At 71.3% G+C, this 22,648-nt stretch carries 22 protein-coding genes; 19 read left to right on the top strand and 3 right to left on the bottom strand.

Annotation, left to right across the window (positions count from 1 at the left end):
* Positions 1-4: 4 nt before the first annotated feature.
* From AB3X10_RS22650 to AB3X10_RS22610, 9 genes are all read left to right on the top strand, one after another.
* Positions 5-1,411, top strand: a complete 1,407-nt coding sequence (locus tag AB3X10_RS22650; RefSeq protein ID WP_369977747.1) for a DcaP family trimeric outer membrane transporter — start codon at positions 5-7, stop codon at positions 1,409-1,411.
* Between the two features lie 134 nt (positions 1,412-1,545).
* The gene (locus AB3X10_RS22645; RefSeq protein ID WP_369977745.1) at positions 1,546-3,204 is read left to right on the top strand and encodes an MFS transporter; all 1,659 of its coding nucleotides are present in this window, start codon (positions 1,546-1,548) and stop codon (positions 3,202-3,204) included.
* 148 nt (positions 3,205-3,352) lie between these two features.
* Positions 3,353-4,033: a pyrimidine 5'-nucleotidase gene (gene yjjG / locus AB3X10_RS22640; RefSeq protein ID WP_369977743.1), complete on the top strand. Its 681-nt coding sequence runs from the start codon at positions 3,353-3,355 to the stop codon at positions 4,031-4,033.
* A 381-nt stretch (positions 4,034-4,414) separates the two neighbouring features.
* Entirely contained in the window at positions 4,415-5,851 is a 1,437-nt protein-coding gene (locus tag AB3X10_RS22635; protein ID WP_369977741.1) for a coniferyl aldehyde dehydrogenase, read from the top strand.
* A 443-nt stretch (positions 5,852-6,294) separates the two neighbouring features.
* Positions 6,295-7,308: a glycerophosphodiester phosphodiesterase family protein gene (locus AB3X10_RS22630; protein ID WP_206229593.1), complete on the top strand. Its 1,014-nt coding sequence runs from the start codon at positions 6,295-6,297 to the stop codon at positions 7,306-7,308.
* A gap of 92 nt (positions 7,309-7,400) precedes the next feature.
* Complete coding sequence (locus tag AB3X10_RS22625) at positions 7,401-8,285, top strand: peptidylprolyl isomerase (protein ID WP_369977739.1); 885 nt, start codon at positions 7,401-7,403, stop codon at positions 8,283-8,285.
* Between the two features lie 7 nt (positions 8,286-8,292).
* Positions 8,293-9,174 carry a hypothetical protein gene (locus AB3X10_RS22620; RefSeq protein WP_369977737.1) on the top strand — a complete coding sequence of 294 codons (882 nt, stop codon included), beginning with the start codon at positions 8,293-8,295 and terminating at the stop codon, positions 9,172-9,174.
* Between the two features lie 88 nt (positions 9,175-9,262).
* On the top strand, positions 9,263-10,042 hold the full coding sequence (gene xth / locus AB3X10_RS22615) for an exodeoxyribonuclease III (protein ID WP_369977735.1): 780 nt from the start codon (positions 9,263-9,265) through the stop codon (positions 10,040-10,042).
* Positions 10,039-10,470 (top strand): GFA family protein, encoded by a 432-nt coding sequence (locus AB3X10_RS22610; protein WP_369977733.1) that lies wholly within the window; start codon positions 10,039-10,041, stop codon positions 10,468-10,470. Before xth ends, AB3X10_RS22610 begins: the two co-directional genes overlap by 4 nt.
* A 65-nt stretch (positions 10,471-10,535) precedes the next feature.
* Here AB3X10_RS22610 and AB3X10_RS22605 read toward each other — a convergent pair whose 3' ends face one another.
* Positions 10,536-10,787: a GlsB/YeaQ/YmgE family stress response membrane protein gene (locus tag AB3X10_RS22605; protein ID WP_003466992.1), complete on the bottom strand. Its 252-nt coding sequence runs from the start codon at positions 10,785-10,787 to the stop codon at positions 10,536-10,538.
* Between the two features lie 129 nt (positions 10,788-10,916).
* On the opposite strand from AB3X10_RS22605, the gene AB3X10_RS22600 reads away from it, so the two are divergent.
* A complete protein-coding gene (locus AB3X10_RS22600; protein ID WP_369977731.1) occupies positions 10,917-11,540 on the top strand; it encodes a 4'-phosphopantetheinyl transferase family protein in 624 nt (207 codons plus the stop codon).
* Positions 11,541-11,617: 77 nt separating this feature from the next.
* On the opposite strand, the gene AB3X10_RS22595 is transcribed toward AB3X10_RS22600, so the two are convergent.
* Positions 11,618-13,228 (bottom strand): alkaline phosphatase D family protein, encoded by a 1,611-nt coding sequence (locus AB3X10_RS22595; RefSeq protein WP_369977729.1) that lies wholly within the window; start codon positions 13,226-13,228, stop codon positions 11,618-11,620.
* Positions 13,229-13,327: 99 nt separating this feature from the next.
* Between AB3X10_RS22595 and rsmG the strand changes: the two genes are divergently transcribed.
* From rsmG to AB3X10_RS22560, 7 genes are all read left to right on the top strand, one after another.
* Complete coding sequence (gene rsmG / locus AB3X10_RS22590) at positions 13,328-13,969, top strand: 16S rRNA (guanine(527)-N(7))-methyltransferase RsmG (RefSeq protein WP_369977727.1); 642 nt, start codon at positions 13,328-13,330, stop codon at positions 13,967-13,969.
* Positions 13,970-14,055: 86 nt separating this feature from the next.
* Positions 14,056-14,853: a ParA family protein gene (locus AB3X10_RS22585; protein ID WP_369977726.1), complete on the top strand. Its 798-nt coding sequence runs from the start codon at positions 14,056-14,058 to the stop codon at positions 14,851-14,853.
* Positions 14,853-15,782, top strand: a complete 930-nt coding sequence (locus AB3X10_RS22580; RefSeq protein WP_369977724.1) for a ParB/RepB/Spo0J family partition protein — start codon at positions 14,853-14,855, stop codon at positions 15,780-15,782. The genes AB3X10_RS22585 and AB3X10_RS22580 overlap by 1 nt, the downstream gene beginning before the upstream one ends.
* Before the next feature lie 115 nt (positions 15,783-15,897).
* Entirely contained in the window at positions 15,898-16,623 is a 726-nt protein-coding gene (locus AB3X10_RS22575; RefSeq protein WP_369977722.1) for a suppressor of fused domain protein, read from the top strand.
* Positions 16,624-16,676: 53 nt separating this feature from the next.
* Positions 16,677-17,642, top strand: coding sequence for an NAD-dependent epimerase/dehydratase family protein (locus AB3X10_RS22570; RefSeq protein ID WP_369977720.1), 966 nt, complete (start codon positions 16,677-16,679; stop codon positions 17,640-17,642).
* An 87-nt stretch (positions 17,643-17,729) separates the two neighbouring features.
* A complete protein-coding gene (locus tag AB3X10_RS22565) occupies positions 17,730-18,452 on the top strand; it encodes a glycosyltransferase family 2 protein (protein ID WP_369977718.1) in 723 nt (240 codons plus the stop codon).
* Between the two features lies 1 nt (position 18,453).
* Positions 18,454-18,795: a lipid-A-disaccharide synthase N-terminal domain-containing protein gene (locus AB3X10_RS22560; RefSeq protein WP_263111488.1), complete on the top strand. Its 342-nt coding sequence runs from the start codon at positions 18,454-18,456 to the stop codon at positions 18,793-18,795.
* A gap of 59 nt (positions 18,796-18,854) precedes the next feature.
* Here AB3X10_RS22560 and AB3X10_RS22555 read toward each other — a convergent pair whose 3' ends face one another.
* The gene (locus AB3X10_RS22555) at positions 18,855-19,391 is read right to left on the bottom strand and encodes an REP-associated tyrosine transposase (protein ID WP_369977717.1); all 537 of its coding nucleotides are present in this window, start codon (positions 19,389-19,391) and stop codon (positions 18,855-18,857) included.
* A gap of 193 nt (positions 19,392-19,584) precedes the next feature.
* Here AB3X10_RS22555 and AB3X10_RS22550 point away from each other — a divergent pair, with 193 nt between their 5' ends.
* Together AB3X10_RS22550 and AB3X10_RS22545 are read left to right on the top strand one after the other, a co-directional pair.
* Positions 19,585-21,414, top strand: a complete 1,830-nt coding sequence (locus AB3X10_RS22550) for a DUF885 domain-containing protein (protein WP_369977715.1) — start codon at positions 19,585-19,587, stop codon at positions 21,412-21,414.
* A gap of 814 nt (positions 21,415-22,228) precedes the next feature.
* Positions 22,229-22,609, top strand: coding sequence for a hypothetical protein (locus AB3X10_RS22545; RefSeq protein ID WP_369977713.1), 381 nt, complete (start codon positions 22,229-22,231; stop codon positions 22,607-22,609).
* Positions 22,610-22,648: the final 39 nt, after the last annotated feature.

Raw genomic sequence — 22,648 nt, 5'->3', positions numbered from 1 at the left:
AGTAATGAGCAACCGCATCGCATCCTTGGCACGGCGCCCGTTGGCGGCCGCGCTGTTCGTGGCGCTGGTCGCGCCCGGCGCGGCCTTCGCCCAGAGCGGCAAGACCCCGTCGGCGCGCGAGCAGGCGCTGGAGGCCCGCGTGGCCGAGCTGGAGCGGCAGGTGCAGCTGCTGCTGTCCTCGCAGCAACAGCAGCAGGGCCAGATCGCACAGACCCAGACCGAGGTGGCCGCGGTCAAGTCCAGCCAGGCCGCCCAGCCCGCGCTGCCGGCCGGCAAGGCGCCGATCCAGGTGACCACGATCACCCCCGGCGCCGCGCCCGGCACCACGTTCAAGGTCGGCGGCTTCATCAAGGCCGATTTCCTGGCCACCCGCACCGGCGACGGCCAGCTCGCCGACGACGCCACCGGCCGCGCGCTGTACCTGCCCGGGCAGACCCCGGTCGGCGGCGGCAAGTCCGGCACCGACTACAACGCGCACGCCAAGTTCTCGCGCATCAACTTCGGCGTGGACAGCGTCACCGACGCCGGCAACAAGGCCGGCGCCTTGGTGGAACTGGACTTCTTCGGCAACGCGCTGGGCAACCAGACCGCCACCAACACCTACGGCGCCACCCTGCGCCACGCCTACATGTACTGGAACCACTGGCTGGCCGGCCAGACCTGGTCCAACTTCATGGACCCGGCGGCGCTGCCGGAAGCGGCCGACTTCATCGGCCCCACCGACGGCGTGATCTTCGTGCGCCAGGCGCAGGTGCGCTACACCAACGGCGGCTTCAGCATCGCCCTGGAGAACCCCGAAACCACCGTGTACAACCGCAGCGCGACCGGCGTGATCACCAGCGCCAGTTCCGACCGCGGCGCGTTGCCGGACCTGACCGTGCGCTACGGCTGGAAGGGCGACTGGGGCAGCTTCGGCATCGCCGGCCTGCTCGGCCAGCTCAAGGTGGACAACCGCGCCACCGGCGCCGACGCCAGCAAGGCCGCCGGCGGCCTGACCCTGGGCGGCAAGTGGGTGGCCAGCGACAGCGACAGCCTGTTCTACCAGCTCAGCGGCGGCGAGGGCATCGGCCGCTACATCGGCCTGGGCATCGCCCAGGACGCGGTCTACGACGCGGCCGACCGCGACCTGGACACGGTCGGCGTGGTCGCCGGCTACATCGGCTGGCGCCATGCGTTCTCGCCCAAGCTGCGCACCAACCTGATCTACGCGCGCAGCGACTACGACAACGACACCGCGCTGACCGGGCTGGGCGTGACCAAGAACGTGCAGAGCATCCGCGGCAACATCTTCTACACGCCGATGCCCAAGGTCGACGTCGGCGCCGAGCTGATGTATGGCAAGCGCGAGATCGAAAGCGGCGCCAAGGGCGACATCACCCGCCTGCAGTTCACCACCAAGTACAGCTTCTGAGGCCACGGCCGGCGCGGCGCCCTGGGAGGGCGCGCCGCGCCGCCGCGGACTCGCCCCGCACCCGCGACGGACCGCGCCACCCGACCCACTTGACCGCCACCGCCACACCACCCGCTTCGGAGGGGAAGCTTCCTATGTCCAGCACCGCCATCAACCCGTCGGGCCAGACCCTGACCAAGGGCCACAAGAAGGTGATCTTCGCCTCCAGCCTGGGCACCGTGTTCGAGTGGTACGACTTCTACCTGTACGGCTCGCTCGCCGCGATCATCGCCAAGCAGTTCTTCAGCGGGGTCAACGAGACCACCGGCATGATCTTCGCGCTGCTGGCCTTCGCCGCCGGCTTCTTCGTGCGCCCGTTCGGCGCCGCGTTCTTCGGCAGCCTGGGCGACCGCATCGGCCGCAAGTACACGTTCCTGGTCACCATCCTGATCATGGGCATCTCCACCTTCCTGGTCGGCGTGCTGCCCAACTACGCCAGCATCGGCGTGGCCGCGCCGGTGATCCTGATCGTGCTGCGCCTGGCGCAGGGCCTGGCGATGGGCGGCGAATACGGCGGCGCGGCGACCTATGTCGCCGAGCACGCGCCGCCGAACAAGCGCGGCCTGTACACCAGCTTCATCCAGACCACCGCCACGCTGGGCCTGTTCCTGTCGCTGCTGGTGATCCTGGTGTGCCGCCTGACCCTGGGCACCGAGGCGTTCGAGGCCTGGGGCTGGCGCATCCCGTTCCTGGGGTCGATCATCCTGCTCGGCGTGTCGGTGTGGATCCGCCTGCAGCTGAGCGAGTCGCCGCTGTTCCAGCAGATGAAGGCCGAGGGCAAGGGCTCCAAGCAGCCGTTCCGCGATAGCCTCAAGGACGGCAACTTCAAGCTGATGCTGATCGTGCTGCTCGGCGCCACCGCCGGCCAGGCCGTGGTCTGGTACGGCGGCCAGTTCTACGCGCTGTTCTTCCTGCAGAGCACGCTCAAGGTCGACCCGACCGTGTCCTACCTGCTGATCGCCGCGGCGCTGGCGCTGGCCACCCCGTTCTTCCTGTTCTTCGGCTGGCTGTCGGACAAGATCGGCCGCAAGAAGATCATCATGCTCGGCTGCCTGCTGGCGGCGGTGACCTACATGCCGCTGTTCAAGGGCATCACCCACTTCGCCAACCCGGCGGTGGAGGAGGCGCGCGCCAAGTCGCCGGCACAGGTGCTCGCCGATCCGGCCACCTGCAGCTTCCAGTTCGATCCGGTGGGCGTGCGCAAGTTCACCAGTTCCTGCGACGTGGCCACCGCCGCGCTGACCAAGGCCGGCGTGCCGTACGAAGTGCAGCCGGCCGCGCCGGGTTCGCTGGCGCAGGTGCGCATCGGCGGCAGCCAGGTCGCCTCCTACGAGGCCGCCGGGCTGAGCAAGGCCGACGCCAAGCCCAAGGCCGATGCCTTCGGCAAGGAGCTCAAGGGCGCGCTGACCGCGGCCGGCTATCCGGAGAAGGCCGATACCGCCCGCATCAACATCCCGATGACGATCCTGCTGCTGTGGGTGCTGGTGCTGTACGTGACCATGGTCTACGGCCCGATCGCCGCGTTCCTGGTCGAGCTGTTCCCGACCCGCATCCGCTACACCTCGATGTCGCTGCCGTACCACATCGGCAACGGCTGGTTCGGCGGCTTCCTGCCGGCGATCTCCTTCGCCCTGGTGGCCGGCACCGGCAATATCTACTACGGCCTGTGGTACCCGATCGGCATCGCGCTGATGACCCTGGTGCTGGGCACGCTGTTCCTGCGCGAGACCCGCAACGTGGACATCACCAAGTAAGCGATCGCGCCCTTGCGCCGGATGCGTCCGGCACGGCGACGCCGGCCTTCGCGCCGGCGTCGTCGTTTGCGCGCTGCGCCATGCGCGGGATTCGCCGGCGCCGGCATGCGTTTACCATGCGCGGTAGACACCGCCCGCAGGCCGCCGCATGCGCTACCGCTGGATCCTGTTCGACGCCGACGACACCCTGTTCCGCTTCGATGCCTATGCCGGCCTGCAGCGCATGTTCGCCGGCTACGGCGTGGCCTTCGCCGAGCAGGACTACGCCGACTACACCGCGCTCAACCGGCCGTTGTGGGTGGAGTACCAGAACGGCGCGATCACCGCGCTGCAGCTGCAGCAGCGCCGCTTCGCCGGCTGGGCGCAGCGCCTGCAGACCGCGCCGGAGACCTTGAACGCCGCGTTCCTGGCGGCGATGGCCGAGCTGTGCGCGCCGCTGGACGGCGCGGTGGCGCTGCTCGATGCGCTGCGCGGGCGCGCGCGGCTGGGCCTGGTCACCAACGGCTTCACCGCGCTGCAGCAGGCGCGGCTGCAGCGCACCGGCCTGCACGACCGCTTCGAGGTCGTCGCCATCTCCGAGCAGATCGGATACGCCAAGCCGCATCCGCGCATCTTCGACCACGCGCTGGCGCAACTGGGCGATCCGCCGCGCGCGCAGGTGCTGATGGTCGGCGACAACCCGCATGCCGACATCGCCGGCGGCCTGGCCGCCGGCCTGCACACCTGCTGGGTCAACGCGCACGGCGTGGCCGCGCCGGAGGGTATCGTGCCGCACTACGAGGTGGCGACGCTGGCGCAGCTGCAGGCCTTGTTGCTCGAAGCGACATGACCGCCCGTCGCGCCGCCGCGCGCCCTCGCTGACGCGCACCCTGCACGCCGCCGCGCCCCTTCGCCGACGCGCACCCTGTAGGAGCGGCTTCAGCCGCGACACACCGGTCGGCGCAGGCCATGCGTGCTGAGGGAGGAATCGAAACGCTTGCAGGATGGTCGATGGCAGGCATCCGACGCCGTCGCGGCGAGGCCCCGTCCGCACGGCGGCGGCGCACCGGTCGGCCCGTTGTGGGAGCGGCTTCAGCCGCGACGCGGCAAACCCTCGGTCACCCGCCAAGCGCGCTCCGGCATGGCCGCGACCATGGCCGGCCGACGCCACGCCACCGCCTGTCCTGCATCGCCCGCATCGGGGCCAGGTGCCGCATCGTATAGTGCGCGCATGTCCATTCCCGACCCCACCTCCAGCGCCGCCGACACGCCGCTCGCCGACCTGCCGGCCACCCTGCAGCGGCTGCGCACGGCCTGGCAGGCGGCCAAGCCCGGGCAGGCGCAACGCCGCGACGATCTGCTGCGCCTGCGTGCGGCGCTGAAGCGGCGCCTGCCGGAGATGGCCGACGCCATCGCCGCCGATTTCGGCCATCGCTCGCGCCACGAATCGCTGCTCGCCGACGGCATGACCGTGCTCGGCGAGATCGATCACCTGCTGCGCCATCTCAAGCGCTGGATGCGGCCGCAGCGGGTCGGCGCCGGCTGGCGGCTGTGGCCGGCGCGCGCGGAAGTGCGGCCGGTGCCGGTCGGCGTGGTCGGGGTGATCGCGCCATGGAACTACCCGGTCAACCTGGCGCTGATCCCGCTGGCCACCGCCATCGCCGCCGGCAACCATGTCTACCTGAAACCGTCCGAACACACACCGCGCACCGCGCAGTTCCTGCAGTCGCTGCTGGCCGAGGTGTTCCCGCCGCAGCGGGTGGCGGTGGCGCTGGGCGCGGCCGAGGTGGCCGGCGCCTTCGCCGCGCTGCCGCTGGACCACCTGGTGTTCACCGGCTCCACCGCGGTCGGGCGCAAGGTGATGGCGGCCGCGGCGCCGAACCTGACCCCGCTGACCCTGGAGCTGGGCGGCAAGTCGCCGGCCATCGTCTGCGCCGACTACCCGCTCGCGCAGGCCGCCGCGCGCCTGGCCACCGGCAAGTGGTTCAACGCCGGGCAGACCTGCATCGCCCCGGACTACGTGCTGATCGATGCCGGCCGCAGCGCGGCGCTGGTGCAGGCGCTGCGCGCGCAGGTGCTGGCGCGCTACGGCGACTTCGCACAGGCCGACGACTACACCCGCATCGTCAACGAAGGCCATTACCGGCGCCTGCGCGGCTATCTGGACGACGCCCGCGCGCGCGGCCTGGAAGTCGTCGAACTGGCCAGCGTCGAACCCGAGCGCGCCGAGCGCGAACGGCTGATCGTGCCGACCGTGGTGCTGCAGCCCGGCGACGACGCGCTGCTGATGCAGGAGGAAATCTTCGGCCCGATCCTGCCGCTGCGCAGCTACCGCACGCTGGACGAGGCGATCGCGCTGGTCAACGGCCGCGACCGGCCGCTGGCGCTGTATCCCTTCAGCCACGACCGCGCGCAGGTGGAGGCGATCCTGCACGCCACCGTCGCCGGCGGCGTCACCGTCAACGACAGCCTGCTGCATTTCGCCGCCAACGCCTTGCCGTTCGGCGGCATCGGCCCCAGCGGCATGGGCGCCTACCACGGCCGCGCCGGCTTCGACGCCTTCAGCAAGGCGCTGCCGATCCTGTGGCAGTCGCGCTGGGCCGCCAGCGACTGGCTCAAGCCACCCTACGCGAAGATCGCGCGCCTGATCGATCTGCTGCTGCGTTGATCGCGCAGGCCGGGCACGCCTGCGACGTCCACGGCCGTTTCGAATCCGATCCGGACACCGAGGCGCGCCATCCGCGGCACAGGCGCGTGCGCGATGCCGCCCGCCGTAGACAACGACGGCGGCAAGCGTCAAGCGCAGCGGGCTGCCGTGCCGCGGTCGCGCACCGGAAATAATTAATTCATAGTTAGTAATTAGATTCTGCCCCCGACGCCACCGCCGATCACGGTCGGCTTCGGCCTCTGCGCGGCCCTCCGCCGCGTTCGGAGCGCGCAGCAAGCGAGCCCGCCGCAGCGTCGACCTGCAGGCGCTCGTCCACCCTTGGCGCCACTTCTTTCCAACTGGGACAGAGACCAATGAACAGCAACCTCGTGCAACATCCGCTGGCGCGCGCCTGCCGCGTGCTGGCGGCGCTGGCCACCCTGGCCGCCGCGCCGCAACTGGCGCTGGCGTCCTGCAGCGACAGCGTCGAAACCAAGATGAGCCACATCATGTTCAAGGACGGCGGCGGCAACAGCGTCGTGCTTGCGCACCGCGGCCTGTGGGGCAAGTATTCGGGCATCGGCGACATGCCGGAGAATTCGCGCGGCGCGCTGCAGACCGCCAACGACCAATGCATGGACGGCGTCGAACTGGACATCAAGATGACCAGCGACGGCGTGCCCGTGGTCCTGCACGACTACAACCTGGGCCGCACCACCAACGTGTGGACCGCGTTCCGCGGCGGCACCGAGTACAACCCGGCCAACAACACCGGCACCAACCCGGCGGTGAGCACGGTGCCGTGGTCCACGGTGAGCAAGCTGTTCCTGCTCACGCCCGACCGCCGCACCACCACCGGCTACCACGTGCCGCGCGTGGACGAGCTGTTCGCCTACTACAAGCAGCACAACCTGAAGACGCCGATGGTGTTCGACATCAAGGACGCCGCCTCGGTGCGCGCGGTGAACCGCGCCGCCGACGCCGCATTCTCGGTCGCCGAAGGCAACTACGTCGCCGCCAAGGTCAACGCGACGCTGTATCCGACCCGCGCGGCGTACCGCGCCGACGGCAACGGCATGATCGGCATCCCGGTGTTCACCACCAACATGCTGACCAAGATCGACGTCGCCAATTCGATCCTGGCCTGGATCACCGAGCGCAAGTCGATGGAGGTCAACGTCAAGCAGCTCGGCGGCCTGCTGCAGAAGGATGCAGACGCCGTGCGCGAGTCCGGGGTCCGGGTCGGCGTGTTCCAGGCGATCCCCGACGGTCCCGGCGGCGGGCAGTTCTACAACAACACCGGCGCCTGCTGCTATCGCCTGTCGGACCTGTATTTCTCCTACTCCGGCGGCCGCGACACCGCGGACAACCGTGGCGACCTCAACTACATCGTCAACCAGCAAGCCTTCGACCTGATCACCACCGACGATCCGAAGACCGCGATGGCCTACCTGCGCGCGCGCGGCAAGCACGACTGAGCCGTTGTGTTCGACCGGCCGGCCCGGACGGGCCGGCCGTTTCCGACGACGGCGCGCTCGCGCCGTCCGCTACGCCATTCCAGGAACCGACCATGTCCCTTTCCCTCGCCAAGCGCGGTGCCGCCGTCGCCTGCCTGCTTGCGGCCTGCCATCTCGCTGCCGCGTCCGCTGCCGCTGCCGCCGCTGCCGATCCCCCCGGCGCCGATCCGGTGGTGCTGCGTGTCGGCGCCTCGCGCTTCACCGCCAGCGAATACCGTGCGCTGGCCGGCAACGGCGCGCCGACCGCTGCCGGCATCGACGATCCGCAGGCCGTGCGCCGGTTCGCCGATCGCGTGATCCTGCTCGAGCAGGCCAGGCAGCACCATCTCGAACGCGACCCGGTGGTGGCCGCGCGCCTGCGCCAGGCCGTCGACGCGATCCTGGCCGAATCGGCGATGGCCGCGCTGGCCAGCAGCGCACGCATCGACGCGGCGCAGCTGCGGCAACAGTTCGAGGCCCATCCCGGCGACTACGACGAATACCAGCTGAGCCACATCTTCGTGGCCTTGCATCCGCAATCCGACGCGCGCCGCGGCCACGACCTGTCCGAGGCGCAGGCGCTGCAGCGGGCCGACGCGCTCAGGCGGCAACTCGATGCCGGCACCGACTTCGCCGCGCTGGCGGCGCGCGAGTCCGACGACGGCAGCACCGCGATGGACGGCGGCCGGCTTTCATCGACGTTCGGCCGCTACCTGGCCGACCCGTTCGTCGCCCCGGTGCAGCGGCTGGCGGTGAACCAGGTATCGGCGCCGGTGCGTGGCCCCGACGGCTATCACCTGATCCGGCTGGACGCCAAGACCGAGGCGCGCTTCGATGCGGTGCGCGGGCAGATCGAGGTGCAGCTGCGCGAACAGGCGGCGGCGCAGGCGCTGCAGCAATTGCGCCAGGCCCATCCGCTGAGCTTCGACCGTGCGGCGTATGCCGCCGCGGCGCACTGAGCCGGGCATGCACACGAGCGTACGCGCGCGTCCGCCGACCGCGACGTTGCGTGGTCGCCTGCGCGTGGCCGCCGCGGCGTTGGCGTGCGCGGCGCTGGCCATCGCGCTGCTGCGGCCGCCGGCGCCGGCGCCGGCCACGGTCGCCGGCGCCGCGCGGCCGCGCACGCAAGCCGCGGTGACGCGAGGGCCGCCGGAGATGCCGCCTGCCGCCGTCGCGGCAACGGCCACGCCGCCGCCTTCGGCCTGGACCGCCGGCGTGGACGCGCAGCGCATGTACGCCATCGCCATGCAGTACGACGCGTGCCGGCAGCGCGCGCAGGCGCCGCCGCCCAGCGCCGTGTTGCCGCCCGGGATCGACGAGATGGACCGCGCGGCGGCCGCGGCGCAACGCGACGCCGAACGCCAGCGCCGCGACGCCTGCGCCGGCATCGGCCGTGCGCAGTACGCGCAGATCGACACGATCCTGCGCAGCGCCGCCGCGCAGGGCGACGCGGATGCGCAGCGCAGCCTGCTGGCGCAGCGCCTGCGCAGCCTGCTCGACCGCGCCGGCGCCGGCCAGCGTCCCGGCGAACGGATCGCGCTGTCGGCGGCCGACGAGGGCGAGGCCGAGGCCGTCGTCGCCGAGCTGGAAACGCTGGCGCTGCGCGGCGACCGGCCCGCGATCGAGGACCTGGCGCAGGTGCTGGAGTCGCCGATCCCGGCCATCGCCGATCCGGCCTATGCGGCGGCCTGGCGGCTGGCGGCGCGGCAGGCGCCGGGACAGCCGTTCCCACCGCCGGAACGGCTGGCCGGCGGCGAGGAACTGCTCGACGCGCTGGACCCGGCGCAGCGGCAGCAGGCGCTGGCCCTGGCCCCGGACCTGTACGCGCAGTGCTGCGCGCGCCGCTGAGCGGACGCCGCCGCGGCCGTGCCGGATTGGCCGTCGCGGCGGGCAGCGGTCAGAATACCGGCCGGCTGCCCCGACATGGATTCTCCCCTTGAAGATCGCCTCCTGGAACGTCAACTCGCTCAACGTGCGCCTGCCGCACCTGCAACAGTGGCTGGCGGCGTTCGCGCCGGACGTGGTCGGCATCCAGGAAACCAAGCTGGAGGACCACAAGTTCCCGGATGCGGCGCTGGCCGCGGCCGGCTACCGCAGCGTGTTCGCCGGGCAGAAGACCTACAACGGCGTGGCGATCCTGTCGCGCGCGCCGGCCAGCGACGTGCAGATCGGCGTGCCCGGCCTGGACGACGAGCAGAAGCGGGTCATCGCCGCCACCGTCGGCGACCTGCGCATCGTCAACCTGTACGTGGTCAACGGGCAGGACGTGGGCACCGACAAGTACGCCTACAAGCTGCGCTGGCTCGAGGCGGTGCACGACTGGCTCGCCGCCGAGCTGCAGCGCCATCCGCGCATGGTGGTGCTGGGCGATTTCAACATCGCCCCGGACGCGCGCGACGTGCACGACCCGCTGGTGTGGAGCGACAACCACATCCTCACCTCCACCGCCGAGCGCGGCGCGCTGCACCGGCTGCAGGCGCTGGGCCTGCACGACGGCTTCCGCCTGCACCACGACGACGGCGGCATCTTCAGCTGGTGGGACTACCGCCAGGCCGGCTTCCGCCGCGACCTCGGCCTGCGCATCGACCTGACCCTGGTCTCCGATGCGCTGAAGGCGCAAACGCGCGCGGCCGGCATCGACCGCGAACCGCGGACCTGGGACCGCCCCAGCGACCACGCGCCGGCCTGGATCGAACTAGAGGAGGGCGGCGCGTGAACGAACGTCATCCGCGCCGCTGGATCGACAAGGTCGGCGACACCGCGATCGCGCCGCTGCACCGGCTCAGCTGCCACTGCGGCGCGGTGCAGATCGACCTGGAACTGCCGCACGGCATCGTCGATCCGCGCCGCTGCAACTGTTCGCTGTGCCGCCGCCGCGGCGCGATCGTCGCCTCGGTGCCGCTGGCCGCGCTGCACCTGCGCCAGGGCGAGGACGTGCTGCGCCTGTACCAGTTCCACACCCACACCGCGCAGCATTACTTCTGCGGGGTGTGCGGGATCTACACGCATCACCGGCGCCGCTCCGATCCCAACGAATACGGCTACAACGTCGGCTGCCTGGACGGCGTGGACCCGTATGCGCTGGCGATCGCGGTCCCGGTCAGCGACGGCGTGCGGCATCCGGCCGATCGCGCCACGCCATGAGCGGCGCCGCAAACGCAAACGCCCGGCGGACCGGGCGTTTGCGCAACCTGCGGGGGCGCCTGCGTTTAGCGCGCGCGGCCGCGGGTGAACAGGTTGACGATGGCCAGCAGGATCACCGCGCCGATCAACGAGTACAGGAACGTCCACAGGGTGATCGCCTGGTTGATGCCGCCGCCGAACAGCCAGCCGGCGATCAACGCGCCGACGATACCGACGACGATGTTCAGGATGATGCCCTGCTGTGCGTCACGGCGCATGATGATGCTGGCCAGCCAGCCCACGATGCCGCCGACGATCAACCAGATGATGATGCCCATGGATAAGACTCCTCGGTTCTGCCCGCACCGGGAGCGGTGTGGCGTGCGCCATTTAAGGAGCGCTGCCGTGAAGCGCCCGTGTTCCCAGGCCGGCCCGGCGCAGCGGCCATTGTGGTTTGTGGGCGCGGCGTGAGTGCGCCTGCCGATGCGCCGCTGCGCGCGGATCCGCCGGACTGGCGCGTCGGCCCGGTGACGCTGTGGCTGCGCCCGCATCCGCCGCGCACGCCGGGCGAGGCGCAGGCGCGGCGCCTGCTCGCCGCCGAGCTGGCCACGCCGGAGGCGCAGCTGCCGTTGCGCCGCGACGAACGCGGCCGGCCCTGGCTGCACGCGCCGCTGGCGCATGTGGGAACGGGATGGAGCCACAGCGGCGACTATCTGCTGGTGGCGATCGGCGCGCATGTGCGGCTGGGCGTGGACATCGAGCGCCAGCGCGCGCGGCCGCGGCTGCTGGAACTGGCGCAGCGCTTCTTCCATCCGGACGAGGTCGCGCTGTTGCAGGCGCTGGCCGCGCCGGCGCGCGAGGCGCTGTTCTTCCGCCTGTGGTGCGCCAAGGAAGCGCTGCTGAAGGCGCATGGCCACGGCTTGTCGTTCGGACTGCACCGGCTGCGCTTCGCCGAGGACGCTGCCGGTGTTCTGCACCTGGCCTGGTGCGACCCGGCGCTGGGCGTGGCCGCGCGCTGGCAGGTGCACGAATGGATGCCGCTGCCGGGCTATCGCGCCGCGCTGGCCTGGTATCCGCTGGAGCCGGCGTAGCGCTGGCAGGCCCTTCGCCAGAGCGCGTTCTGTGGGAGTCGCTCCCACAAGGTCGCGCCGATTGCCGCTGCCGCCGCTCACGCCTCCACCGCACCCGCGCGGCCGTCCTCGACCACGAAGCGCTTCAGCGTGGACACCGTGGCCAGGCGCTCGCGGCGTTCGGAGATGGCCTGCAGCCGGGTCTCCATCCGCGCCTGGCTCAGCGACACCGACACGTAGCCGCGCTGGCGGCTCTCGAAATAGCGCACGTGCGGGTTGCGCGGCAGCATCTGCGCGATCGCCTCGTACGGCGGGCCGTTGGAGGTCACCGAGGTGCCGACGAATTCGGTGGCCAGGGTCGGCGACTGCGGATCGGCGGCGTCGGCCTTCAGGTCGGTGACCCAGTAGGAATGGATGTCGCCGCCCCAGAACACCGGATTGCGCACCTTGGTGTCGGCGATCGCGCGCAGCATGCGCTCGCGCGTGGCCGGGTAGCCGTCCCAGCCGTCGGTCCAGTGGCCGAGGTGGCCGTCCTTGGGGTCGCGCTGCAGCATCGGCGCGACCAGCAGGTCCTGCGCGATCACGTTCCAGCGCGCGCCCGAGCGGGCGAAGCCGTCGTGCAGCCAGCGTTCCTGCGCCGCGCCGAGCATGCTGCGCGACGGGTCGTCGATGTCGCGGCAGCCGGGCGCGGCGACATGCCCGCCGCGCCAGCCGTTGGGCAGGATGCACGGCTGCTCGTTGCGGTACTGGCGGCCGTCGAGCACGAAGAAGCGCGCCAGCGCGCCGTAGTCGAGCGCGCGGTACAGGCGCATGTCCGCGCCGTGCGGGCGGTTGCGCGCGCGCAGCGGGAAGTGCTCGTACATCGCCTGGTAGGCGGCCGCGCGGCGGCGCAGGAACTGCGCGGTGGGGATCGTCGGATCCTGCGACCAGCGGTTGGCGTAGTCGTTCTGCACCTCGTGGTCGTCCCAGGTCGCCACGCAGGCGGCCGCGGCGTGCAGCGCCTGCAGGTCCGGGTCGGTGCGGTACAGCGCATAGCGGTTGCGGTAGCCGGCCAGGTCGGTGCATTCGCCGCTGCCGTGCGCGCGCACGATCTGCGTGGCGGCTTCGCCCTTGCTGCTGTATTCGTAGATGTAGTCGCCGAGGAAGAACACCAGGTCCGGCTGCTCGGCGGCCAGGTGCCGGTAGGCGCTGAAATAGCCCTGTTCCCAGTGCGAGCAGGACACGAAGCCGAAGCGCGCCTCGCCCAGGCTGCCCGGTGCCGGGGCGGTGCGCGCGCAGCCCAGCGGGCTCTGCGCGCCCAGGGCCTCGAACCGGTACCAGTACGGCCGGCCCGGCTGCAGGCCGCTCACCTCCACGTGCACCGCATGGCCCCAGCGCGGATGCGCCGTGGCCACGCCGCGCTGCACCACCTGCGCCATGCCCGGGTCGGTGGCCACGCTCCAGCGCACCGGCACCGCCGCGCGCAGGCCGCCCTGGCCGTCGGCGGCCAGCGGCTGCGGGGCCAGCCGGGTCCACAGCACCATGCCGTCGGCCAGCGGATCGCCGGCGGCCACGCCCAGGGTGAACGGATCGTCGAACCCGCGCGCCCGCGCGAACGGACTCAGCAGCGGCGTGGCGGCCAGCAGGCCCAGCCCGGCCAGGACCCGGCGCCGGCCAGGATCGGGCAGGGCGCCGGCGGCGGCCGAGGGGCGTTTCTGGATGTCCGACATGCCGCTGCACCGCGATTGCAATGAACCGCCGCGTATCGTCGGCCGCGACGATGTCCGCTACATGGCAGTGACCTTGGCGGCACCTGCGATAATCGGGCGATGAACGACGCCTCCCTCCCCGACTCCGTCCGCGCCGCGCTCGACCAGGGCCTGCGCGCGCAAGGCCTGGACGCCGCCGCGCTGGCGCCGCCGCTGCTGGCCTACCTGGCGCTGCTGGCGCGCTGGAACCGCACCTACAACCTCACCGCGGTCCGCGACCCGCACGAGATGGTGACCCGCCACCTGCTCGATTCGCTGGCGATGCAGCCGTTCGTGGAGGCGGGCGAGCTGGCCGACCTGGGCACCGGCCCGGGGCTGCCGGGGATCCCGCTGGCGATCGCGCGGCCGCAGCTGCGGGTGACCCTGGTCGAGAGCAACGGCAAGAAGGCGCGCTTCCTGCGCGAGGCGGTGCGCCAGCTGAAGCTGGACAACGCGCGCGTGGCCGAATCGCGCGCCGAGGCGGTGGACGAAGCCGGCGCCTACGACCTGCTGACCGCGCGCGCGCTGGACACGCTGGCCGGCATCATTGCCGTCGGCGGCCACCTGCTGCGGCCGGGCGGGCGGCTGCTGGCGATGAAGGGCGTGCGCCCGGACGAGGAGATCGCCGCGCTGCCGCCGGGCTGGGTGGTGCAGGCGGTGCACCCGCTGCAGGTCCCGGGGCTGGGCGCGGACCGCCACCTGGTGGTGGTCGAGCGCGGCTGAGCCGCCCGGCGCCGACGCCGATTTCCGCCATGGGGGGGTGTGCCCGCATAATGCCCGGTCCCACCCATCGCCGACGAGGCTCCCGCATGGCCCGCATCATCGCCATCGCCAACCAGAAAGGCGGCGTCGGCAAGACCACCACGGCGGTCAACCTGGCGGCGGCGCTCGCGCGCCAGCCGCAGCGCGTGCTGCTGGTGGACCTGGATTCGCAGGGCAACGCGACGATGGGCAGCGGCATCGACAAGCGCGAGCTGGCCGCATCCACCTGCGACGTGCTGCTGGGCGAGAGCAGCGCCGCGCAGATCCGGGTGACCGCGCCGGAAGGCTTCGACCTGCTGCCCGGCAACATCGACCTGACCGCCGCCGAGATCCAGCTGATGGACCAGCCGGCGCGCGAGCAGCGGCTGAAGACCGCGCTGGCGCCGCTGCGCGCCGAGTACGACTTCATCCTGATCGACTGCCCGCCGGCGCTGTCGCTGCTGACCTTGAACGCGCTGACCGCCGCCGACTCGATCATCGTGCCGATGCAGTGCGAGTACTACGCGCTGGAAGGGCTGACCGCGCTGCTGGAGACGATCGAGGCGCTGCGCGCCAACCTCAATCCGACCCTGGAGATCGAGGGCGTGCTGCGCACCATGTTCGACGTGCGCAACAACCTGGCCAACGCGGTGTCGGCGGAGCTGACCAACCATTTCGGCGACAAGGTGTTCCGCACCATCGTGCCGCGCAACGTGCGCCTGGCCGAGGCGCCCAGCCACGGCCAGAGCATCGTCGGCTACGACCGCACCTCGCGCGGCGGCGTCGCCTACCTCGGCCTGGCCGGCGAGATCGTGCGCCGCCGCAACGAACGCAACAAGGCCGCCACGGCCGTGGAGACCGTCTGATGAGCGCCAAGCCCCCCGCCCTCGGAGCGAAGAAGCGCGGCCTGGGCCGCGGCCTGGAAGCGCTGCTGGGCCCGAAGGGCGGCACCGCGGCCGCCGCACCGGCCTCCGACGATGCGGTGCAGCCCGGCGAGAGCCTGCGCCAGCTGCCGGTCGGGCAGCTGCAGCCGGGCAAGTACCAGCCGCGCCAGGAGATGGACGAGGGCAAGCTGCAGGAGCTGGCCGAGTCGATCAAGGCACAGGGCGTGATCCAGCCGATCGTGGCGCGCGAGCTGGAGCCGGGCAGGTTCGAGATCGTCGCCGGCGAACGCCGCTGGCGCGCCTCGCAGCTGGCCGGGCTGAGCGAAGTGCCGGTGGTGGTGCGCGAACTCGACGACCGCACCGTCATCGCCATGGCGCTGATCGAGAACATCCAGCGCGAGGACCTCAATCCGCTGGAGGAAGCGCAGGCGCTGCAGCGGCTGATCGACGAATTCGCGCTGACCCACGCCGAGGCCGCCGAAGCGGTGGGCCGCTCGCGCGCCTCGGTGTCCAACCTGCTGCGCCTGCTGGAGCTGCCGCCGGCGATCCGCGCGCTGCTCGAGGCCGGCCGGCTGGAGATGGGCCACGCGCGCGCGCTGCTGACCCTGTCGCCGGAACTGGCCAGCCGGCTGGCTTCCGACGCCGCCGACCAGGGCTGGTCGGTGCGCGAGGTCGAGCACCGCGCGCAGCAGTTCGCCGCCGGCAAGGTGCCCAACAACCGCAAGGCCAAGCCCGGCCGCGTCGCCCCGCAGGCCGACATCGCCTCGCTGGAGACCGAACTGTCCGAATCGCTGGGCACCAAGGTCGCCATCGCCCACGGCCGCGGCGGCAAGGGCAAGCTGGTGATCCACTACACCGACCTGGACACGCTCGACGGCGTGCTGGAGCGGCTGCGCGCACGGCAGGGCTGAGGCCCTTCCGCCGCAGAGGGCCCCCAGGGAACCAGTTGCGCCACGCCACGCGGACCATCGCCCCGGGCTGGCGCGATGCCCGCGGCGGCCGCTGGCCACGAACCGGGAGCAATGCATGAGCAACCAGCACGACGACATCAGCCCCGGCGGCAGCCCGATCCTGCTGCACACGCAGGAGACGGACTTCGCGCCGGCAGGCGGCGATTCCTGCATCGAGCAGATCAGTGCGCATATCGAGCGGCATCTGGGGCCGATCGCGGGCGTCCTGCACGAGATCGTCTCCGACACCGTGCACATCGACGTGCATGTGGTGCCGGCCTGCGCGGACGTGCCGTACCTGCGGCTGGTGACCTCGGGCATGAGCGACCTGCCGATGACGCTGTCCGAGGGGGTGGAGGCGCCGCGGCACATGGAACTGATGCTGAGCCTGCCGGCCGACTGGCCGCTGCGGCAGCAGGACTTCGAGGACGAACGCCACTACTGGCCGATCCGCCTGCTCAAGACCCTGACGCGGCTGCCGCACAAGCACGCCACCTGGCTGGGCTTCGGCCACACCGTTCCCAATGGCGACCCGGCCGAGCCGTACGCCCCCGGCGTCGGTTTCGACGGGGCGATCGTGCTGCCGCCGGTGAGCGCGCCGGAGGCGTTCGGCGAGCTGGTCATCGATGCGGACAAGACCATCGTGTTCATGACCATCGTGCCGCTGTATCCGGAAGAGATGGCGCTCAAGCTGAAGAAGGGCAGCGAGGCCTTGCTGGACCGCTTCGACGCCAAGGGCGTCGGCGACATCGTCGAACCCGGCCGGGTCAACGTGGCCAGGAAGCGCTTCGGCCTGTTCTGAGTGCTGCGCCCGCTCCGCAACCCCGTCCCCCCGCATTCCCCAGGATCCCTGCCATGACCATTCTCGTTACCGGTGCCGCGGGCTTCGTCGGCGCCTATACCTGCCGCGCGCTGGCCGCGCGCGGCGAGACCGTGGTGGGGCTGGACAACTACAACGACTACTACGACCCGCAGCTCAAGCGCGACCGCGTCGCCGCGCTGTGCCCGCAGGTCGATCTCCGCCGGCTCGACCTCGCCGACCGCGACGGCCTCACCGCGCTGTTCGACGAGATCCGGCCCGAACGCGTGGTGCACCTGGCCGCGCAGGCGGGGGTGCGCTATTCGCTGCAGAACCCCTACGCCTACGTCGACAGCAACCTGGTCGGCTTCGTCAACGTGCTGGAACTGTGCCGGCACCGTGGCGTGCAGCACCTGGCATACGCCTCGAGCAGCTCGGTGTACGGCGATTCGGCGACCCCGCCGTTCTCCGAGGACCAGCGCATCGACCAGCCGCGCTCGCTGTACGCGGCGACCAAGGCCGCCAACGAGCTGATGGCCTACACCTATGCGCAGCTGTACGGCCTGCGCGCCACCGGCCTGCGCTTCTTCACCGTGTACGGCCCCTGGGGCCGGCCGGACATGGCGCCGCTGCTGTTCAGCCGCGCGGTGCTGGCCGGGCGCCCGATCGAGGTGTTCAACCACGGGCGCATGCGCCGCGACTTCACCTTCGTCGCCGACATCGTCGCCGGCGTGCTCGGTGCGCTCGACCACCCCTCGGCGGACCCCGTGCCGCACCGCGTGTTCAACCTGGGCAACCACACCCCGGTCGAGCTGGAGCGCTTCATCGGCGTGATCGAGGCCGCCGCCGGCCGCGCCGCCGAGAAGCTTTACAGGCCGATGCAGCCAGGCGACATGGTCGAGACGATGGCCGATACTGCGCGCGCGCATGCGGCGTTCGGCTTCGATCCGAGCACCCCGATCGAGGTCGGGCTGCCGCAGGTGGTGCAGTGGTGCCGCGATTATTTCGGCGCCGCGGCCTGAACCTTCAGCCCCGGGTCACCGGCCCGGGGCACAATGCGCGGTCTTTTTGCGTCTCCCCCTTGCGTTGCCGTCGAGCCCAATCGAGCCATGAACCAGCCTTCCCTTTCCGTCGTCGTCCCGGTGTTCAACGAGCGCGACAACGTGCCGCCGCTGGTGGCCGAGATCGTCGCCGCGCTGCGCGGCGTGACCGATTTCGAGATCGTCTATGTCGACGACCATTCGCGCGACGACACCCTGGCCGTGCTGGACGGGCTGAAGGCGAGCGTGCCGGAACTGCGGGTGCTGCACCACGTCACCCAGAGCGGGCAGAGCACCGCGGTGCGCAACGGGGTCAAGGCCGCGCGCGGCGCATGGATCGCCACCCTCGACGGCGACGGCCAGAACGACCCGGCCGACATCCCCAAGCTGCTCGCCGCGCGCGCGGCCGCGGACGCGCAGGTCAAGCTGTTCGCCGGCTGGCGCGTGTCGCGGCAGGATTCGGGCAGCAAGCGCTGGGCCTCCAAGTGGGCCAACGCGATCCGCGCGCGCATGCTGCGCGACGACACCCCCGACACCGGCTGCGGCATCAAGCTGTTCGAGCGCGACGCGTTCCTGGACCTGCCGTACTTCGACCACATGCACCGCTACCTGCCGGCGCTGATGCAGCGCGCCGGCTGGCGGACCCTGAGCGTGCCGGTGAACCACCGCCACCGCACCTCCGGCGTGTCCAAGTACAACAACCTCAACCGCGCGCTGGTCGGCATCCGCGACCTGCGCGGCGTGGCCTGGCTGATCGCGCGCAGCCGCCGCACCGTGGTGCAGGAGCGCTGAGATGGAAGTGCACTTCCTCAACGAACCGATCCAGGCGCTGTACTGGACCGGACTGCACGTCACCGGCTGGAAACTGATCGGCTACGTCGGCGCGCTGATGTTCGGCGGCCGCTGGCTGGTGCAGTTCGTCGCCTCCAAGCGCGCCGGCAAGCCGGTGATCCCGCGCCTGTTCTGGTACATGAGCGTGGTCGGCAGCCTGATGACGCTGAGCTACTTCCTGTTCTCGGCCAAGCAGGACTCGGTCGGCGTGCTGCAGAACCTGTTCCCCGCCTTCACCGCCTTCTACAGCCTGTACCTGGACATCAAGCACCGCGGCTGGCACCGCGACCGCGCGTCGCATTGAGGCTGCTGCGGTCGCGCTTTCCAGTTCCGACGGGGATCTTGTCGCGGCTGAAGCCGCTCCTACAGAAGAGCACGGCTCCCTGTAGGAGCGGCTTCAGCCGCGACCGCTTTCGCTCCCTCATGCGCGGGCAACCAGATCGCATCCCAATACGGGTAGTCGCCTAGACGACGGACCAAGCCGGCGCGCAACGGATTGGCGACGATGTAGCGTGCCGCGGTCAGCATGTCGTCCTCGCGCCGCAGTGCACGGTCGTGGAATCCCGGCGACCAGACCCTGCCGCCGCGACCGCGTGCGCGATTCACTGCGTGGGCGCAGCGGCCCTTGGCGCGTTGCAGTGCGTCGGACAGCGTCGCGCTCGCATGCAGTTCGACCAGGCCATGCCAATGATCGGGCATCAATACCCAACACAGCAGGCGCACGTCTGGCCAGCTGCCCGGTGCGGAAAGGCAGGCAGCCGCGGCACGTGCGCAACGCCAGTCCGAAAACAGCGGTGCGCGTTGGAAGGTCACCATGGTCAACAGATAGATGCGCCCGGCCTCGTCGTGGCGGCCGCGGCGCAATGCGGCATGTCCTGCGGAATGGGCGAGCGGAGGCATGGCATGCAGCGTGCCGGGATCGGCGGCTGACGCCAGTCGGCCGGAGTCTGTGCGCCGTGTCGGGGAATGCCTCGCGTTGCGCGGCCGGATGCCTGAGGCCGCGCGTTCCGTCGCGGCAGGACTTCCGGCCCACCCCCTGCCGCGCCCGGGGTGCGATCATCGGGATCCCGTTCCCACCTGCCTGTTGCCGCCCATGCCGATCGCCAAGACCCCGCTGGCCGCTTCCCTGTTGCTCGCCCTGGCGCTGTCCGCGCCGGCGCTGGCCGCACCGCCGGCAACGCCGCCTGCGGCGGCGGCCGCGTCCGCCACCGATGCCCGCTTCCAGGCCATCTACGAGAAGGAGTGGACATGGCGGCAGGCGCAGGTCGGGCAGGCCGACGAGGACAGCGACAGCAGCGGCGACAACCAGCGGCTGCCCGACGTCGGCGCGGCGGCACAGGCGGCGCGGCTGAAGGTGTGGGACGACGTGCTGCGCCAGCTCGATGCGATCGACCCGGCGCAGCTGTCGGCCGACAACCGGGTCAACCTGGCGGTGTACCGCCCGCAGATCGAGAACCTCGCCGCCGCGGTGCGCCTGCGCGCCTACGAGATGCCGTTCAACTCCGACAGCTCGTTCTGGTCGGACCTGGGCTTCATGGCGCGGCGCACGTTGCGCACGCCGGCCGAGTACCGCGCCTACATCGCGCGGCTAAACGACGTGCCACGCTATTTCGCGCAGCAGACCGACAACATGCGCGCCGGGCTCAAGCGCGGCTTCAGCGTGCCGCGCGCGGTGCTGGAAGGGCGCGACGGTTCGATCGCCGGCGTCGCCGAGCTCAAGGACCCCACCGCCGCGGCGCTGTACGCACCGTTCAAGCAGCTGCCGGCACAGATCCCGGCGGCCGAGCAGCAGCAGTTGCGCGAACAGGCGCAGGCGGCGATCCGCGACAAGGTGATCCCGGCCTATGCGCAGCTGCTGCGCTTCTATCGCGAAGAGTACGTGCCGCAGGCGCGCACCACGCTCGCCGCCGAGGCGCTGCCCGACGGCAAGGCCTACTACCAGCAGCAGATCCGCGAATACACCACGCTGGAGATGCGCCCCGAGCAGATCCACCAGCTCGGCCTGCAGGAAGTGGCGCGGATCCAGAAGGAGATGGACGCGATCATCCGGCAGGTCGGCTTCAAGCCGCCGGCCGGGCAGCAGACCTTCCCGGCGTTCCTGCAGTTCCTGCGCACCGACCCGCAGTTCTACGTCAAGACGCCACAGGAACTGCTCGACCGCGCCGCCTGGATCGCCAAGCGCGTGGACGGGGAAGTCGGCAAGTTCATCGGCACGCTGCCGCGCGGACGCTTCACCATCGTGCCGGTGCCGCCGGAGATCGCGCCGTTCTGGACCGCCGGCCGCGGCGGCGTGGGCACCTACTGGCTCAACACCTACAACCTGCCGTCGCGTCCGCTGTACAACCTGCCGGCGCTGACCCTGCACGAATCCTCACCCGGCCACTCGCTGCAGGGCGCGCTGGCCGAAGAGCAGGGCGCGCAGCCGGCGTTCCGCCGCGAGAACTACATCTCCGCCTACGGCGAGGGCTGGGCGCTGTACACCGAGAAACTGGGCAAGGAGATGGGCATCTACGAGACCCCGTACGAGGATTTCGGCCGGCTCAGCTACGAGATGTGGCGCGCCTGCCGGCTGGTGATCGACACCGGCGTGCACCACAAGGGCTGGAGCCGCGAGCAGGCGCTGGCCTACCTGCGCGAGCACACCGCGCTCAGCGAGCACGAGGTCACCACCGAGGTCGACCGCTACATCTCCTGGCCGGGGCAGGCGCTGAGCTACAAGCTCGGCGAGATCGCCATCCTCAAGCTGCGCGCCGAGGCCGAGCGGGAGCTGGGCGCGGACTTCGACATCAAGGCCTTCCACGACGCGGTGCTGAAGCAGGGCTCGGTGCCGCTGCCGCTGTTGCAGCAGCAGGTGCGCGCGTTCATCGCCGAGAGCAAGCAGCAGGCCGCCACCCGCAAGTCCGCCCAGGCCAAGCCCGAATAGCCGCCGCGCGCGCTCCCTTCTCCCATCGGGAGAAGGTGGCGCGCAGCGCCGGATGAGGGTGCGACCGCTCGCGCAGGGGGGGGCAAGAACCCACGCCGGATGAGGGTACGACCGCCAGCGAGCGCGCTGTCACCCGCGAGGGCGCGACCGCCAGCGAGACGGCAACTGCCAGCGTCGGATCAGGCCGCGACCATCATCGCCGAGGGCAAGCAGCAAGCCGTCACCCGCAAGTCCGCCGCGGCCAAGCCCGAATAGCCGCCGCGGCGCATAAAACGCGCGACGCCTCTCCCTTCTCCCACCGGGAGAAGGTGGCGCGCAGCGCCGGATGAAGGTACGACCGCTCGCGCAGCGTGGGGTGCAAGAACCCGCGCTGGATGAGGGTACGACCGCCAGCGAGCGCGCCGTCAGCAGCGAGGGCGCGACCGCCAGCGAGACGGCAACTGCCAGCGTCGGATCAGGCCGCGACCATCATCGCCGAGGGCAAGCAGCAGGCCCGTCACCCGCAAGTCCGCCCAGGCCAAGCCCGAATAGCCGCCGCGGCGCATAAAACGCGCGACGCCTCTCCCTTCTCCCACCGGGAGAAGGTGGCGCGCCGCGCCGGATGAGGGTACGACCGCTCGCGCAGCTTGGGGCGCAGCCGCCAGCGCCAGATGACCAGGCATCGGATGAGGGCAAGCCCGTCAGCAGCGCATCAAGGCACGACCTTCAGCGCCGGATGAAGGTCCGGCCGCCAGCGTCAAATGAAAGACCCTCGCCGTCGCGATCCGCGCCACCTGCGATTGTGTAACCCCGCCCGCATCGCTAGGCTGGCGCCATGTCCATCCGCCGTGCCCGCCTGTTGCACCCGTTGCTGCGCCTGATCGCGCTGGCGATGCTGGCGCTGGGCGTGCTGGTGGCGCCGGTGGCCTGCGCGCTGGGCGACGTCCATGCCTTGGCGCACGACCAGGCGCACGTGGACGAGGACACGCCGCACCGCGGCGACGGCGACGGCGACGGCAGCGGCGAGCGCGATGGCGCCGGCCTGCTGCATGCGCTGATGCACAGCGGCTACTGCCATGGGCAGAGCCCGGCGCTGTTGTCGTCGCTGGCCTGGGAAGGCGTGCCGTTGCCGGCGCTGCTGCGCCCGGCGGCCGCGCACCAGGACTACCGCTCGCACCTGCTGGACACCCCGCTGCGGCCTCCGATCGCGGCTTGATGCACCGCCGGCGGCTGCCGGCCCGTCCATCGATCCCCG

It is taken from the genome of Xanthomonas sp. DAR 80977 (assembly GCF_041240605.1).
Lineage (GTDB): Bacteria > Pseudomonadota > Gammaproteobacteria > Xanthomonadales > Xanthomonadaceae > Xanthomonas_A > Xanthomonas_A bundabergensis.
Note: the sequence above shows the minus strand (reverse complement) of the source record. Positions and strands in the feature narration are given on the sequence as shown.